This window comes from Duganella sp. CT11-25 (assembly GCF_047302815.1).
Lineage (GTDB): Bacteria > Pseudomonadota > Gammaproteobacteria > Burkholderiales > Burkholderiaceae_D > Rugamonas.
Genome location: NZ_JBKBFD010000001.1, coordinates 5671558 through 5685428, shown reverse-complemented (window position 1 = coordinate 5685428; position 13871 = coordinate 5671558). Strand labels below are relative to the sequence as shown.

The following is a 13871-nucleotide window of genomic DNA, read 5'->3' as shown; positions in this document are numbered from 1 at the left end:
ACTAGTGGGTCAGCCCACCCGCCTCGCGCACATCGACGGTGTGCGCGAGCGTGGTGCGGATCGCGATGCGCAATCCCTCCACCATGTCTTCCAGCTTCATGCTGGCGAAACCCGGGTGCGCGGCCGCTTGCTGCGGCAGGTAGGGGATATGGATAAAGCCGGCGCGCATGGTGGTGCCCCACTCGTGCGCCTGGTGCATCAGCCCATAGAACACGTGGTTGCACACGAAGGTGCCGGCCGTCTGCGACACCGACGCCGGCAGGCCCGCTTCGCGCAGCGCGTGCACGATGGCCTTGATCGGCAGCGTCGAGAAGTATGCGGCCGGGCCGCTGTTGACGATGGGCTGGTCGACGATCTGGCGCATCTGGTTGTCGGCAATCGGCGCGTCGTCGATATTGATGGCGATGCGTTCCACCGACAGGTCCGGACGGCCGCCGGCCTGGCCGACCGCGATGACGATACTCGGCTGCAGCTCCTCCACTGCCTGGTGCATGACCTTGTTCGCGTGCCCGAACACGCACGGCAGCAGCCGCGCATGCACCACGAAGTCGCCTTCGTGCCAGTCTTGCAGGCTACGCACCGCTTCCCATGAGGGATTGATGGTCTCCTGGTTGAAGGGTTCGAAGCCCGTCAACAATATTATCTTTTTCATCTTTACTCCGTGCTTTACTGCGTGGGCATTACTCTACTCCAACTAATTAAATCTCACAGGTTCATCAGAAAATAAAGAAGTGCAATATTAGCAAGCAGCAGCGGCAGCGCGGTCGGTATCTGTATCTTCACCACGGCGTTCTTGTCGGGCAGCTCCAGCAGCGCGGCCGGCACGATGTTGAAGTTGGCCGCCATCGGCGTCATCAGGGTGCCGCAGTAGGCGCTGAACATGCCGATCGCCGCCATCACCGCCGGATTCGCATGGTAGACGCCGACCAGCACCGGGATGCCGACGCCGCCCGCCATCACCGGGAAGGCCGCGAAGCCATTGCCCATGATGACGGTGAACAGCGCCATGCCGATGCAGAACACGGCCACCGCCACCAGGCGGATGTCGAGGTTGATGTAGGAGGTGACCACGTGCGCGACCGCCTTGCCCATGCCGGCCTCGGTGAACAGCAGGCCCAGCACCGCCAGCATGTGCGGCAGCACCACCGCCCAGCCCAGGTGATCGACCAGCCGCCGCGATTCGCGCATCGCCTGCAGCGGCGTCGAGCGGGTCAGCCAGCAGGCGGTGGCGACCGCGAACAGCGAGCCGCAGCCCAGGCTGACCAGCGTGGCGTTCTTCGGATCGAGCAGGAACAGGCCGTCGAACCGCACGTCCTTGAGCAAGGTGGAGCCGATCACCGTCGTAACGGGAATCAGCAGCGCCGGTATCAGCAGCCGGTGGCCGAGCCGCTGCGCGCTGTCGCGCCGCTGCTCCTGCGAGCGGTCGCCGTAGCGGCCCAGCGTGACGCCGCCGAAGCCGGCGATCAATCCCATCACCACCATCAGCAGGCCGGCGGCGACCGGCGGCAGATGCTCGCCGGCCAGGTAGACCACCGCGTACAGCGTCCAGAAAAGCGCGCTGGAATAGCGCCGTGGATTATGCCGGTCGCGCAGCGCCATGACGGCGATCAGCAGCAGCATCGCCCCCAGCACATAATAAAAATAATCGAGCTTGAGTATCATGCCGCGCCCTTCCGCATCGCGCGGGCGATCTGCGCGTCCAGCCGGTGCAGCCGCCACGAGTGGATGATGAAGGCCGTCACCGCCGTCGGTATGCCCCACAGCGCCATGTGCAGCGGATCGACTTCCAGCCCTTCGCCGCGCAGGATGGTCTGCATCAGCAGGATGGCGCCGAAGGCGACGAAGACGTCCTCGCCGAAGAACAGGCCGACGTTGTCGGTGGCGGCCGACATGGCGCGGATGCGGTGCCGCAGCGCCATCGTCAACTCCGGATAGCGGGTTTCCGCCGCGCCCTCGGCCATCGGCGCGATCAGCGGGCGCACCATGTTCGGATGGCCGCCGATGCTGGTCAGGCCGAAGGCGGCGCTGATTTCGCGGATCGCCAGGTAGACGATCAGCAGGCGGCCGGTGGTGGCGGACTTGATGCGCGCGATCGACGCTTGCGCATGCTCCTTCAGGCCGTAGCGCTCCAGCAGGCCGATGGCGGCCAGCGGCAGCAGCAGGATCAACGGCAGGTTGCGGGTCTTGATGAAGGCCGTGCCGAGCGACGCCAGCAACTGCTCGACCGGCATGGCGGCGGCGAAGCCGGTGACCGCGCAGGCGGCGATCACCACCAGCACCGGGTGGGCGCGCAGCGCGAAGCCGGCGATGATGACGGCCACGCCCAGCAGCGGCCAAAGATTGACGACGGTGTGATTCACTAGCTGTCTCCCCCAAAGTAAAAAACCCGCACATCTTGCGATGTGCGGGCGATTCTAAAGCAAAGAGCGGCTTAGAAGTTGACTTTGAAGGTGCCGCCCCAGGTGCGCGGCTCGTTCAGCATGCCGGTCAGGTTATCGAAGTCGATCGCGCCGAGGATGACTTGCTTGTCGGTGATGTTGCGGCCGAACAGCGCGACTTCATACTTGCCGTTGCCCCATTTGTAGCCGGCGCGCACGCCGCCTTCGGTCAGCGGCTTGGCCTTGTACTCAGGCGCTTCGTACAGGAAGAAGTTGTAGCTGCTGCGGTAGGTCCAGTCGGTGTAGGCGTAGAACTCGCCGTTGCCGATGTCGGTGCTGTACTTCAGCGTGAAGTTCAGCTGGTTCTTCGGCGCGCGCGGCAGCGGGTTGCCGTTGATCTTGGACGTGCCTGCGACCGCCGTATTGAAATTCGCCGGCGAGCAGCCGCTGGCGGCATTGTTGGTGTAGTTGCCGCAATACTGCACGAACAGGCGAGGATCCTTGATCTCGGTATCGTTGTAGCTGTAGCCCACGGTGGTGCTGAAACCGTCGCCCAGGTTGGCCTGGAAGTCCAGCTCGATACCCTGGCCGGTCACTTTCTCGGCGTTGATCAGCTGGTTCATGTTGACGGTGCCGTTACCCGCGGTCAGCTGCTTGTCCTTGACGCGGTACTGGAACACGGCGGCGCTCAGGCGCGCGCGCTTGTCGAACAGGTCCTGCTTGACGCCCGCCTCATACGACAGCGCGCGTTCGGCGTTGGCCTGCGACGGCAGGTCGGCCAGGCCGTTCAGGCGGCCCTGCATGGACGGCGCGCGGTAGCCGGTGGCGACGCGGGCGAACAGGTTGGTGTTCTTGTCCAGCTCGTAGGTGCCGCTCAGGTCCCAGCTCAGGTTGTGCGAGGTGCTGTGCAGGTCGTGGCCGATGGTGACCAGCGTGTTGCTGGCGTTGTAGTCGGTGCGCGAAGCGAAGAAGTCCTTCTTGTCGTCGGTGTAGCGCAGGCCGCCGCGCACCTTGAACTTGTCGCTCACGGTGTAGTTCAGCGAGCCGAAGGCAGCCCACGATTTGGCCTTCTGGTACTGGATGGCGTACGGGATGTTCTGCGGATTGCCCGCCGCGAGGGAGTTGAAGCTGATCGAGTCGATCTGGATGTTCTCGTCGAAGAAATACAGGCCGCCGATCCATTGCAGCGGGCCCTTGTAGTTCGACTCGGCGCGGAACTCCTGCGAGAACTGCTTGTGGTTAGGCAGCAGGTCGGCCGTCTCGACCGGGAACGGAATCACGCCGGGACCGCTCGGCAAGGCGCCTTGCACCGGGCCGCAGAACAGCGTGCAGCCGTAGCCGCCGTCAACGTCGGCGCGGCTGTTGAACTTCAGCGTTTCATAGCCGGTGATCGAGTGCAGCGTGATGTCGTTCAGGTTGTACTTCAGGCGGATATTGCCGCCCTTGGTTTCCAGCTTCTGGTAGTTGACGCCGTCGGTCGGGTAGGAGCCATAGTCGAAGCCGTCGACCAGGTCGTTGGTGCCCTTCTTGATGATGTTGGCGCGGAACAGCGTGGCGCTGCCGTGGTAGTCGCGCTCATGGTAGTTGAACAGCGCGCTGAAGTCCTTGCTCGGCTGTACCAGGGCCTGCAGGCGGAAGGCGTTGTCGCCGTAGCCTTCGAAATCCTTGGTGCCGGTGTTCGGCGCCGGGTTGGTGTTGTGCACGCGGTTGTCGCGGTGCTGGCTGGTGCCCGAGAAACGCAGCGCGACGGTGTCGCTGACCGGGAAGTTGAACACGCCTTCGGCGGTCTTGGCCGAGAAGTTGCCGATGCCCAGCTGCAGATAGCCTTCGGTCTTGAAGACCGGCTTGGCCGAGTCGAACTTGATCACGCCGGCCGGGGAGTTACGGCCGAACAGCGTGCCCTGCGGGCCGCGCAGCACTTCGACCTGGTCGACGTCGAACACCGGGAAGCCTTTCAGCATGGCGTTTTCCTGGACGATGTCGTCCATCACCAGGCCCACCGGCTGGGAGGCGTTCAGGTCGAAGTCGGTATTGCCCAGGCCGCGGATATAGAAGCGCGGGAAGGTGCGGCCGTAGTCGGATTCCACGCTGACCGACGGCGAGCGGCCGGACAGGAAGCGGATGTCGGCGGCGCCGGAGGTCAGCACGTCGAGCTTGTCGCCCTTGAGCGTGGCGATCGACATCGGCACGTCCTTGATGTTTTCCGCGCGGCGCTGCGCGGTCACGATCACGGTCTCCAGCTGGCCCTTGGTGGCGGCTGGCGCCGCATCGGCGGCATCTTGTCCCTCAGCGGCTGCCGGCTGGGCGGTCGCCTCAGCTTCGGTGGCCAGGGCCGAGTGCAGCGGGAAGGCGCTGGCGACGGCCAGGGCGATCAGCGATCGCACTGCGAAACTTTTTTTGCTCATGTGTCCTGCTCCCAATTGTGTAGGTGAATTATTTTTGTTGTTAAATGCATATCGAAACTGCATAGCATTGCATAACGATATACAAATTATTAATCATGCTAGCACGGAAAAAAGTCCCTTTTTGCATCGTTCGATTCATATCTTATTTATATAAATAGCTAAATAAAAACGAATTTGTCGTACATATCGGCGCTGATGCATAGTAGTGGGCTGCTTGGGCAGGCCGCTTTTTCAGGGCCGCGGCGCCTGGCTTGCAGGGAAAAAGCCTCCTTGGGGTGGGGCGCCGCCGGGGCTGCCGGTAGCGGGAAATTTTTCCAAACGGACAAAAAAGCAACAACATAAAAATATTTAATTCGGCGTGAACTGTTGCGGCAGTGCGACATGCGTACCGGCCTCAACGAGACAGGAGCGGCGCAAGCGCGCAAGTGTCGCGTTGACGCACCGCAGCAAATTCTTGGAACGGTAGATGAACAATATGCTCGAACACAGCCGCCTGCGGGCGGTCGGCGACCTGGGACAACAAATCTGGCTCGACAACCTGAGCCGCAACCTGCTCGCCTCCGGCCAGCTGGCCGGGCTGATCGCCGCCGACGGCGTCCAGGGCCTGACCTCGAATCCCGCCATCTTCTATCACGCGATCCAGCACGACGCCGGCTACCAGGCCGCCCTGCCGCTGCTGCGCACCGCGCTGGCGACGCCGGAAGCGCGCTTCGAGGCGCTGGTGATCCCGGACGTGCAGCGCGCCTGCGACCTGTTCGCGCCGCTGTACCGCGACAGCGACGGCCGCGCCGGCTTTGTCAGCTTCGAGGTGTCGCCGCGCCTGTCGCACGACACCGCCGGCACCGTCGAGGCCGCCAAGCGCCTGTGGGCCGTGATCGGCCGCCCCAACGCCATGATCAAGATCCCGGCCACGCCGGCCGGCATCGCCGCGCTGGAGGAAGTGGTCTACGCCGGCATCAACACCAACATGACGCTGATCTTCAGCGCCAGCCAGGTCCAGGCGGTGCGCGCGGCGCACCGGCGCGGCCTGGCGCGGCGCCTGCAGGACAAGCTGTCGGTGCAGCGCATCGCCAGCGTGGCCAGCGTCTTCATCAGCCGCATCGACGTCGCGGTGGACGCGCTGCTGGACAACTCGGCCGACGCCACCGCCGTCGCCGTGCGCGGCCAGGCCGCGCTGGCCGCCGCCCGCCTCGCCTACCGCGACTGGCGGAACGACGGCGCCTTCGCCGTGTTTGCCGCCTTCGGCGCGACGCCGCAATGGCTGCTGTGGGCCAGCACCGCGACCAAGACGCCGTCCGAGCGCGACGTGCGCTATGTCGAAGGGCTGATCGGCAAGGACACCATCAACACCGTGCCGGACGCCACGCTGGCCGCCTTCCGCGACCACGGCGTGGCCGAACCGACGCTGGAGGCGGACCTGGAGGCGGCGCGCGCCGTGCTGGCGCAGCTGGCCCACCACGGTATCGATCTGGAAACCGTGGGCCAGCAATTGCTGGCCGCCGGCTTGCTGCAATTTGAGCAAGCTTTTGACAAACTGCTGGCGCTGACGGCGTGAATCCCAGAGGTAAAGCTCTAAAAATCAGGGATCTGCGGCGATAAACCGGCGCCGGATTATATGTTTCGTCCAATAAAAATATACAATATCGATCTTCCAGGAGCCTATTCATGAAACTTTCACAACTTAGTTTGACGGTTGCAGCACTGTTTATCGCTGCCAGCGCGTCCGCGGCTGACCCAAAGCTGGGCATCGTGTATGACGCAGGCGGCAAGTTCGACAAGTCGTTCAACCAGTCCGCCTTTGAAGGCGCATCGCGCTTCAAGAAGGAAACCAACATCAATTTCATCGAGGTGCAAGCCTCCAGCGATACCCAGGCCGAACAGGTGCTGCGCGGCCTGGCCCGCAAGAACCTGGACCTGATCGCCTCGATCGGCTTCGCCCAGCAGGCGGCCGTGCAGAAGGTCGCCAGGGAATTCCCGAAAGTGCGCTTCGTGCTGATCGACGGCGTGGCGCAGGGCGCCAACGTCAACTCGATCACCTTCAAGGAAGAGGAAGGCTCCTACCTGGTCGGCGTCGCCGCGGCGATGGCCTCCAAGTCCAAGAAGCTGGGCTTCATCGGCGGCGTCGACATTCCGCTGATCCGCACCTTCTCCTGCGGCTACGCCCAGGGCGCCAAGGCGGTCAATCCGAAAGTCGAAGTGAGCTCCAACATGGTCGGCACCACCTCCGATTCCTGGAACAACCCGGCCAAGGGCGGTGAGCTGGCGCGTTCGCAGTTCGACCGCGGCGTCGACGTGGTGTTCGCCGTGGCCGGCGGTTCGGGCCTGGGCACGCTGCAGACGGCCAAGGAAAAAGGCAAGCTGGCGATCGGCGTCGACTCCAACCAGAACAGCCTGTACCCGGGCAGCATCCTGACCTCGATGGTCAAGCGCGTCGACAACGCCGTCTACGAGTCGTTCATGGAAATGAAGAACGGCACCTGGAAGGCCGGCGTCCACGCCAAGGGCCTGAAGGAAGGCGGCGTCGATTGGGCGCTGGACGAGAACAACCGCAAGCTGATCACGCCGGAAATCGAGAAGCGCGTACTGGGTGCGCGCAAGGACATCATCGACGGCAAGGTCAAGGTCATCGACATCCGTTCGGGCGCCGCCTGCCCGGCCTGATACCCGTTTGAACATCGAGCGCGCCGCCGGGGATACTTCCCGTGCGGCGCGTTTAGCATTTTACTTAATCGCACCGAAAACGATCCTATGCAGCCAGCAGTAGAATTTCGCGGCATCTCCAAGCATTTCGGAGCTGTAAAAGCGAACACGGACGTCAGCTTCACCATCGCCAAGGGTTCCATCCACGGCCTGGTGGGCGAGAACGGCGCCGGCAAATCGACCCTGATGAGCATCCTGTACGGATACTACCGCGCCGACGGCGGGGAGATCCTGCTCGATGGCCAGGCGCGCCGCATCCACAACAGCCAGGAAGCGATCGCGCTCGGCATCGGCATGGTGCACCAGCACTTCATGCTGGTCGAGAATATGACCGTGCTCGACAACGTCATGCTGGGCAGCGAGGGCGGCTTCAAGCTCAAGGCCAAGCGCGCCGTCGTCGAGGCGCAGCTGCGCGAGATCTGCACCCGCTACCGCCTCGATGTCGATCCGCTGGCCACCATCCACGACCTGTCGGTGGGCGCGCAGCAGCGCGTGGAGATCCTCAAGCAGATCTACCGCAGCGCCAACATCCTGATCCTGGACGAGCCGACCGCCGTGCTGACCGCGCAGGAAACCGCGTCGCTGTTCGAGATCCTGCGCCTGTTCAAGGAACAGGGCAAGACCATCATCCTGATCACCCACAAGCTGCAGGAGATCCTCGACATCACCGACACCGTCACCGTGATGCGCGGCGGCCGCGTGATCGGCGCCGTGCCGACCGCCGGCACCACCAAGGAAGACCTGGCCAACATGATGGTCGGCCGTCCGATCGAGAACAACCTGCCGCGCGCGCCCTACAATCCGGGCGAGCCGGTGCTGCAGGTCGAGAACCTGCAACTGCTGGACGACCAGCAGGTCAAGCTGCTGGCCGATATCGGCTTCACGCTGCGCGCCGGCGAGATCGTCGCGATCGCCGGCGTGTCCGGCAACGGCCAGAGCGAGTTGATGGAGATCCTGTCCGGCATGCGTTTGCCGAGCTCCGGCAAGGTCGACTTCAAGGGCAAGGCGCTGCCTTTCGCCGGCCGCTCCGACGCCGACGGCCTGCCGCGCACCTTCCGCGACCTGGGCATCGCCCACATTCCGGAAGACCGCCTGCGCGACGGCGTGGTGAAGAACTTCTCCGTCATGCACAACACCATCCTCGGCTACCAGGACAAGCTGAAAAACCGCTGGGGCCTGTTCGACTTCAAGGCCATCGCCGCGCGCTGCGCGCAGCTGATGCAGAACTTCGACGTCCGCCCCAACAACAACGACCTGCGTATCGGCCTGCTCTCCGGCGGCAACCAGCAGAAGGTGGTGATCGCGCGCGAAGTGCTGGCGCGGCCGAAGCTGATGCTGGTCGGCCAGCCGACGCGCGGCGTCGACATCGGCACCATCGAAAGCATCCACACGCAGCTGCTCAAGCTGCGCGACGAAGGCGTGGCGATCCTGCTGGTCTCCGTGGAGCTGGAGGAGGTGCGCGCGCTCGCCGACCGTATCCTGGTCATGTGCGGCGGCCGCATCACCGGCGAACTGAAAATTGAAGAATTCGACACCACCCGTATCGGCCTGCTGATGGGGGGCATGCATAAATCATGAATAACCAAGACTTGCCACGCTGGGCAACCGGCTTTGTAATGCCCATCCTGAACCTGCTGTCGGCCCTGCTGGTGGCCGCGCTGGTGATCCACCTGCTGGGCGAGAGCCCGATCGAGTCGATGGGGATCCTGATCAACAGCGCCGTCATCAACCCGGAAGGCCTGAGCTACACGCTGTTCTATGCGTCGACCTTCATCTTCACCGGCCTGGCCGTGTCGATCGCCATGCAGGCCGGCCTGTTCAACATCGGCGCCGAAGGCCAGATGTATTTCGCCGGCCTGGGCCTGACGCTGGCCATGCTGGCCTTCGACAGTTCCGTGCCGATGTGGATGCTGATCCCGGTCGGCATGCTCAGCGCGGCGCTGTTCGGCGCGCTGTGGGCCTTCCTGCCCGGCTATCTGCAGGCCAGGCGCGGCAGCCACGTGGTGGTCACCACCATCATGTTCAACTACATCAGCAGCCAGTTGATGAACACCGTGATCGTCAAGTACCTGGTGCCGGCGGGCGAACAGAATCCGGCCAGCCGCGCCTTCAGCGCCGCCGCCGAGATGCCGCGCCTGAACCAGTGGTTCCCGGTGCTGGGCGAGACGCCGCTGAACATCAGCTTCTTCCTGGCCATCATCGCGCTGGTGATCTACGGCGTGATGGTGTCGCGTTCGTCGTGGGGCTTCAAGCTGCGCGCCACCGGCTTGAACAAGCACGCCGCGCACTACGCCGGCATCCGCATCAGCAAGATGATCATCACCGTCATGCTGATCTCGGGCGCGCTGGCCGGCCTGGGTTCGGTCAACTCCATCATGGGCTCGACCCACTACCTGTCGCTGAACTTCGTCGGCGGCGCCGGTTTCGTCGGCATCGCGATCGCGCTGATGGGCCGCCAGCATCCGGTCGGCATCTTCCTGTCGGCCGTGCTGTTCGGCGCGCTGATCCAGGGCGGCTTCGACCTGTCGCTGGAAAAGCAGAACATCCCGCCCGAGACCTTCATCTTCATCCAGGGCCTGATCATCCTGTTCTGCGGCGCGATGGAAAACTTCTACGCTCCGGCCATCGCCAAACTGCTCAAATTGAAGAAGTGAGAACGAGATGACTTTTGACGACCTCCATATCGGCAGCATCCTGGTGTCGACCGTGCGCAATGCGCCGGTGCTGATTTTCGCCGGCATGGCCGGCTTGTTCGCCGAACGCTCGGGCGTGATCGACATCGGCCTGGAAGGCAAGATCCTGGCGTCCGCCTTCGTCTCGGCCGCCGTCGCCTTCGCCACGCAGAATCCCTGGTACGGCATCCTGGCGGGTATGCTGGTGTCGGTGCTGCTGGCCACGCTGCAGGGTTATGTCGCCATCTCGCAAAAGGGCAACCAGCTGGTGGCCGGCATCGCCATCAACATCGCCATGAGCGGCCTGACCTTCGTGGTGGCGCAGTTCTTCTTCCAGCAGGGCGGCCGCACGCCGGACCTGGGCACGGCGCGCCTGTTCGACGTGGTGCTGCCGGGCAGCGCCGCCGTGGAAGGCATCCCGTTCATCGGCTGGGTGTATGCGCACCTGATCGGCGGCCACTCGGTGCTGGTCTACCTGGCGTTCGCGCTGGTGCCTGCCGTGCACTGGGTGGTGTACCACAGCCGCTTCGGCCTGCGCCTGCGCGCCTGCGGCGAGAACCCGCACGCGGCGGATGCGGCGGGCGTCAACGTCGAGCGCCAGCGCTACATGGCGATGCTGATCGCCGGCGTCCTGTGCTCGTTCTCGGGCGCCTACCTGGCGATCGTGCAGAGCGGCTTCTTCCTGCGCGATATGTCGGCCGGCGCCGGCTACCTGGCGCTGACGGCGATGGTGTTCGGCAACTGGCGTCCGGTGTACACCTTCCTCGGCTGCCTGATGTTCGGCTTCTTCGGCGCGGTGCAGATCCAGATCGAAGGCGTGGACCTGCCGCTGGTCGGCCGCCTGCCAGGCTCGCTGATCCAGATGGTGCCTTATGTGGTCACCGTGATCGTGCTGGCCGGCCTGATGGCCAAGTCGGTGGCGCCGAAAGCGCTCGGCACGCCGTTCGTCAAGTCTCGTTAATCTCGCGCGCGCCGGTCACCTCAGCGTGCGCATATAGGACAGCAGGTCGGCGACCTGCTGTTCATCCTGAATTCCCCAGAAGCGCATGCTCGTCCCCGGCACCACGTCGTGCGGCGCGCGCATGAAGGCGGCCAGCGTTTTCTCGTCCCACACCAGTCCCGACTTCTTCATCGCTTCCGAATATTTGTAGTCGGTGGTGGCTGCCGCCTTGCGGCCGATGATGCCCTGCAGCTGAGGCCCGAACCCGGCCCGCGCATACGGCCCGACCGCATGGCAGGACGCGCAGCGCTTGAACAGGAAGGCGCCGTTCCCGGGATCGCCCGCCGCGCTGGCCTGCGCGGCGGCCAGCAACGCGATCAGCAACAGCCTTCTCATAGCAGATGCAGCGCCGCGTGTTGCAGCAGCATGATGGTCTTGCCGTCGGCGATGCGGCCGTCGGCCATCATTTGCATGGCCTCGTCCATGCGCAGCTCCAGTACTTCGATATCCTCGCCCTCTTCCGCGATGCCGCCGCCCAGGCCGGCCCGCGAGGCCGGATCGTATTCGGCGACGAAGAAGTACAGGCGCTCAGTCACCGAACCGGGACTCATGAAGGCCTCGAACACCTTGCGCACTTCGCTGATGCGATAGCCCGTCTCTTCCTCCACCTCGGCCTTGATGCGCTCTTCCGGGCTGGCCCGGTCCAGCAGGCCGGCCGCAGCCTCGATCAGGAAGCCGTCGTGGCCGTTGCCGTACGTCGGGAAGCGGAATTGCCGCACCAGCACCACCGTGCCCCGCGCGCGGTTGTACAGCAGGATGGTGGCGCCATGGCCACAATCATAGGTCTCGCGCGTCTGGCGCTGCCAGCTGCCGTCGCTGCGGCGATAGTCGAACGTGGTTTTTTGCAGCAGAAACCAGTCGTGCGACAGGGTCTCCACCTTGTGGATGCGGATTCGGTCTTCAGACATAGCTGCCTCCTGATTGCGTATTTTTACGATATCATGCATTATCGTGCAATATCAAGATAATTCGTGCAAACACATGCTGACACGCCAACGCAAGGAACTCCTGCTCTCCCGCCTCCGGCAGGACGGCCAGATCGTCGCCAAATCGCTGAGCGACGAACTCGGCCTGTCCGAGGACACCATCCGCCGCGACCTGCGCGAGCTGGCCGCTGAAGGCCTGCTGCAGCGGGTGCACGGCGGCGCCCTGCCGCTGGCCGCCACGCTGCCGCCGTCGCCGGCGATGGGCAGCTTCGCCGAGCGCCAGCGCATCTCCAGCGACGCCAAGCCCGCCATCGCCCGCGCGGCGGCGGCGATGATCGCGCCCGGCCAGGTCGTCTTCATCGACGGCGGCACCACCGCCGTGCAGCTGGCGCGCGCGCTGCCGCCGGCGCTGCGCTGCACCGTCGTCACGCACAGCCCCTCGGTCGCGGTCGAACTGGCGGAACATCCCCTGATCGACGTGATCCTGATCGGCGGCCGCCTGTTCAAGCACTCCATCGTCGCGATGGGGCCGTCGGCGCTGGAGGCCATCGCGCAGATCCGCACCGATATCTACTTCATGGGCGTGTGCAGCCTGCATCCGGAGACCGGCATCAGCACCGGCGATTTCGACGAGGCGGGCGTCAAGCGCGCCATCAGCAACATGGCGCAGCGCACCGTGGTGCTGGCGTCGCCGGAAAAACTGGACACCGCCTCGCCCTACCAGATCGCGCCGCTGTCGCAGGTCGGCGCCATCATCGTCAACAGCGCGGTGCCGGAGGCGCTGCTCGCCCCTTACAGCAACATGGGCATAAGCATAACAAGGGCGGAATGACCCTTGATGGATGGTGGTCCGGCATGGCAAACTGGCTGGATGATAAAAGCACGGAGACCTGGCAAACGCACGGCATGGCACATGCTGCTGGCGGCAGCACTTTGCCTGGCCGCTGGCGGCGCCCTCGCGGCGACCCGCCTGGTCTACCCGCTCACCAGCCTGGACGACATCGACAGCCGCTATGAATACGACTGGGCCGTGCTGCGCACAGCGATGGAAAAGACCGTACCGCGTTTCGGCCCGTTTGAAGTCAATCAGTCCACGCATGTGATGTCGTCGCAGCGCATCACCCAGGAATTGCTGATGTCCGGCGGGCGCATCAACATCATCGCCCGCGCCACGTCGCCGGAATTGGAAAAGAACTTTGTGCCGGTGCGGCTGCCGATAGACCGGGGCCTGCTGGGCTATCGCATGTTCCTGGTGCGCGAAGCCGACCTGCCGCGCTTTGCCGCTGTGCGCACGCTGGAGGATTTGCGCAAGCTGCGCGTGGGACAAGGCAAGGATTGGATCGACGTGCCGATCCTGCGCGAAGGCGGCTTCACCGTGGTGGAAGGCACCAACTATCGCGGCTTGTTCGCCATGCTCGATGCGGGACGCTTCGATTTCTTCTCGCGCGGAATCGACGAGGCGGAGCGTGAATTCAAGGAGCGGCGGTCCAGCTATCCGGGCATGGCGATCGAGCCGACCTTGCTGCTGCAGTATCCGCTGCCGCTGTATTTTTTCCTGCGGCGCGATGACGAAGGCAGGCTGCTGGCGCAGCGCATCGAGACCGGCATGGAGATCATGATCAAGGATGGCTCGCTAAACGCCTTGTTCCAGAAGTTCAAGGGCGAGAGCATCAAGTCCGGCGCGCTGCACAAGCGCCGCGTGCTCCACCTCGACAACCCGCACCTGACGCCGGAAACGCCGCTGTCGCGCGGCGAACTCTGGTTCAATCCACTGACCGGAAAATAAGCCG

The 13871-nt window shown here is 64.2% G+C and carries 13 protein-coding genes; 7 read left to right on the top strand and 6 right to left on the bottom strand.

Annotated features, from left to right (window positions below; genetic code table 11):
- Position 1: 1 nt before the first annotated feature.
- From pcp to ACEN9F_RS24575, 4 genes are all read right to left on the bottom strand, one after another.
- The gene (gene pcp, locus ACEN9F_RS24590; protein ID WP_413424241.1) at positions 2–652 is read right to left on the bottom strand and encodes a pyroglutamyl-peptidase I; all 651 of its coding nucleotides are present in this window, start codon (positions 650–652) and stop codon (positions 2–4) included.
- A 53-nt stretch (positions 653–705) separates the two neighbouring features.
- Positions 706–1662, bottom strand: coding sequence for a DUF979 domain-containing protein (locus tag ACEN9F_RS24585; protein ID WP_413424239.1), 957 nt, complete (start codon positions 1660–1662; stop codon positions 706–708).
- On the bottom strand, positions 1659–2360 hold the full coding sequence (locus ACEN9F_RS24580) for a DUF969 domain-containing protein (RefSeq protein ID WP_413424237.1): 702 nt from the start codon (positions 2358–2360) through the stop codon (positions 1659–1661). The genes ACEN9F_RS24585 and ACEN9F_RS24580 overlap by 4 nt, the downstream gene beginning before the upstream one ends.
- A 71-nt stretch (positions 2361–2431) precedes the next feature.
- On the bottom strand, positions 2432–4783 hold the full coding sequence (locus tag ACEN9F_RS24575) for a TonB-dependent receptor (RefSeq protein WP_413424235.1): 2352 nt from the start codon (positions 4781–4783) through the stop codon (positions 2432–2434).
- Positions 4784–5249: 466 nt separating this feature from the next.
- Between ACEN9F_RS24575 and tal the strand changes: the two genes are divergently transcribed.
- From tal to ACEN9F_RS24550, 5 genes are all read left to right on the top strand, one after another.
- Positions 5250–6338 carry a transaldolase gene (gene tal, locus ACEN9F_RS24570; RefSeq protein WP_413424233.1) on the top strand — a complete coding sequence of 363 codons (1089 nt, stop codon included), beginning with the start codon at positions 5250–5252 and terminating at the stop codon, positions 6336–6338.
- 110 nt (positions 6339–6448) lie between these two features.
- Positions 6449–7444, top strand: a complete 996-nt coding sequence (locus ACEN9F_RS24565; protein WP_413424231.1) for a BMP family lipoprotein — start codon at positions 6449–6451, stop codon at positions 7442–7444.
- Positions 7445–7531: 87 nt separating this feature from the next.
- Complete coding sequence (locus ACEN9F_RS24560) at positions 7532–9061, top strand: ABC transporter ATP-binding protein (RefSeq protein WP_413424229.1); 1530 nt, start codon at positions 7532–7534, stop codon at positions 9059–9061.
- The gene (locus tag ACEN9F_RS24555; protein WP_413424227.1) at positions 9058–10137 is read left to right on the top strand and encodes an ABC transporter permease; all 1080 of its coding nucleotides are present in this window, start codon (positions 9058–9060) and stop codon (positions 10135–10137) included. The genes ACEN9F_RS24560 and ACEN9F_RS24555 overlap by 4 nt, the downstream gene beginning before the upstream one ends.
- Before the next feature lie 7 nt (positions 10138–10144).
- The gene (locus ACEN9F_RS24550; protein ID WP_413424225.1) at positions 10145–11116 is read left to right on the top strand and encodes an ABC transporter permease; all 972 of its coding nucleotides are present in this window, start codon (positions 10145–10147) and stop codon (positions 11114–11116) included.
- 15 nt (positions 11117–11131) lie between these two features.
- Here ACEN9F_RS24550 and ACEN9F_RS24545 read toward each other — a convergent pair whose 3' ends face one another.
- Both ACEN9F_RS24545 and ACEN9F_RS24540 read right to left on the bottom strand, forming a co-directional pair.
- A complete protein-coding gene (locus ACEN9F_RS24545; protein WP_413424223.1) occupies positions 11132–11491 on the bottom strand; it encodes a c-type cytochrome in 360 nt (119 codons plus the stop codon).
- Positions 11488–12063 carry an NUDIX domain-containing protein gene (locus tag ACEN9F_RS24540; RefSeq protein ID WP_413424221.1) on the bottom strand — a complete coding sequence of 192 codons (576 nt, stop codon included), beginning with the start codon at positions 12061–12063 and terminating at the stop codon, positions 11488–11490. Before ACEN9F_RS24540 ends, ACEN9F_RS24545 begins: the two co-directional genes overlap by 4 nt.
- Positions 12064–12136: 73 nt before the next feature.
- On the opposite strand from ACEN9F_RS24540, the gene ACEN9F_RS24535 reads away from it, so the two are divergent.
- Together ACEN9F_RS24535 and ACEN9F_RS24530 are read left to right on the top strand one after the other, a co-directional pair.
- A complete protein-coding gene (locus ACEN9F_RS24535) occupies positions 12137–12913 on the top strand; it encodes a DeoR/GlpR family DNA-binding transcription regulator (protein WP_413424219.1) in 777 nt (258 codons plus the stop codon).
- An 81-nt stretch (positions 12914–12994) separates the two neighbouring features.
- Positions 12995–13867: a substrate-binding periplasmic protein gene (locus ACEN9F_RS24530; protein WP_413424218.1), complete on the top strand. Its 873-nt coding sequence runs from the start codon at positions 12995–12997 to the stop codon at positions 13865–13867.
- Positions 13868–13871: the final 4 nt, after the last annotated feature.

Bases quoted from the DNA above. Each gene is read 5' to 3' on its own strand.
- pcp (WP_413424241.1), bottom strand. From the start codon at position 652: ATGAAAAAGATAATATTGTTGACGGGCTTCGAACCCTTCAACCAGGAG.
- ACEN9F_RS24555 (WP_413424227.1), top strand. From the start codon at position 9,058: ATGAATAACCAAGACTTGCCACGCTGGGCAACCGGCTTTGTAATGCCC.
- ACEN9F_RS24535 (WP_413424219.1), top strand. From the start codon at position 12,137: ATGCTGACACGCCAACGCAAGGAACTCCTGCTCTCCCGCCTCCGGCAG.
- ACEN9F_RS24550 (WP_413424225.1), top strand. From the start codon at position 10,145: ATGACTTTTGACGACCTCCATATCGGCAGCATCCTGGTGTCGACCGTG.
- ACEN9F_RS24530 (WP_413424218.1), top strand. From the start codon at position 12,995: ATGCTGCTGGCGGCAGCACTTTGCCTGGCCGCTGGCGGCGCCCTCGCG.
- ACEN9F_RS24585 (WP_413424239.1), bottom strand. From the start codon at position 1,662: ATGATACTCAAGCTCGATTATTTTTATTATGTGCTGGGGGCGATGCTG.
- ACEN9F_RS24575 (WP_413424235.1), bottom strand. From the start codon at position 4,783: ATGAGCAAAAAAAGTTTCGCAGTGCGATCGCTGATCGCCCTGGCCGTC.
- ACEN9F_RS24565 (WP_413424231.1), top strand. From the start codon at position 6,449: ATGAAACTTTCACAACTTAGTTTGACGGTTGCAGCACTGTTTATCGCT.
- ACEN9F_RS24540 (WP_413424221.1), bottom strand. From the start codon at position 12,063: ATGTCTGAAGACCGAATCCGCATCCACAAGGTGGAGACCCTGTCGCAC.
- ACEN9F_RS24560 (WP_413424229.1), top strand. From the start codon at position 7,532: ATGCAGCCAGCAGTAGAATTTCGCGGCATCTCCAAGCATTTCGGAGCT.
- tal (WP_413424233.1), top strand. From the start codon at position 5,250: ATGAACAATATGCTCGAACACAGCCGCCTGCGGGCGGTCGGCGACCTG.
- ACEN9F_RS24545 (WP_413424223.1), bottom strand. From the start codon at position 11,491: ATGAGAAGGCTGTTGCTGATCGCGTTGCTGGCCGCCGCGCAGGCCAGC.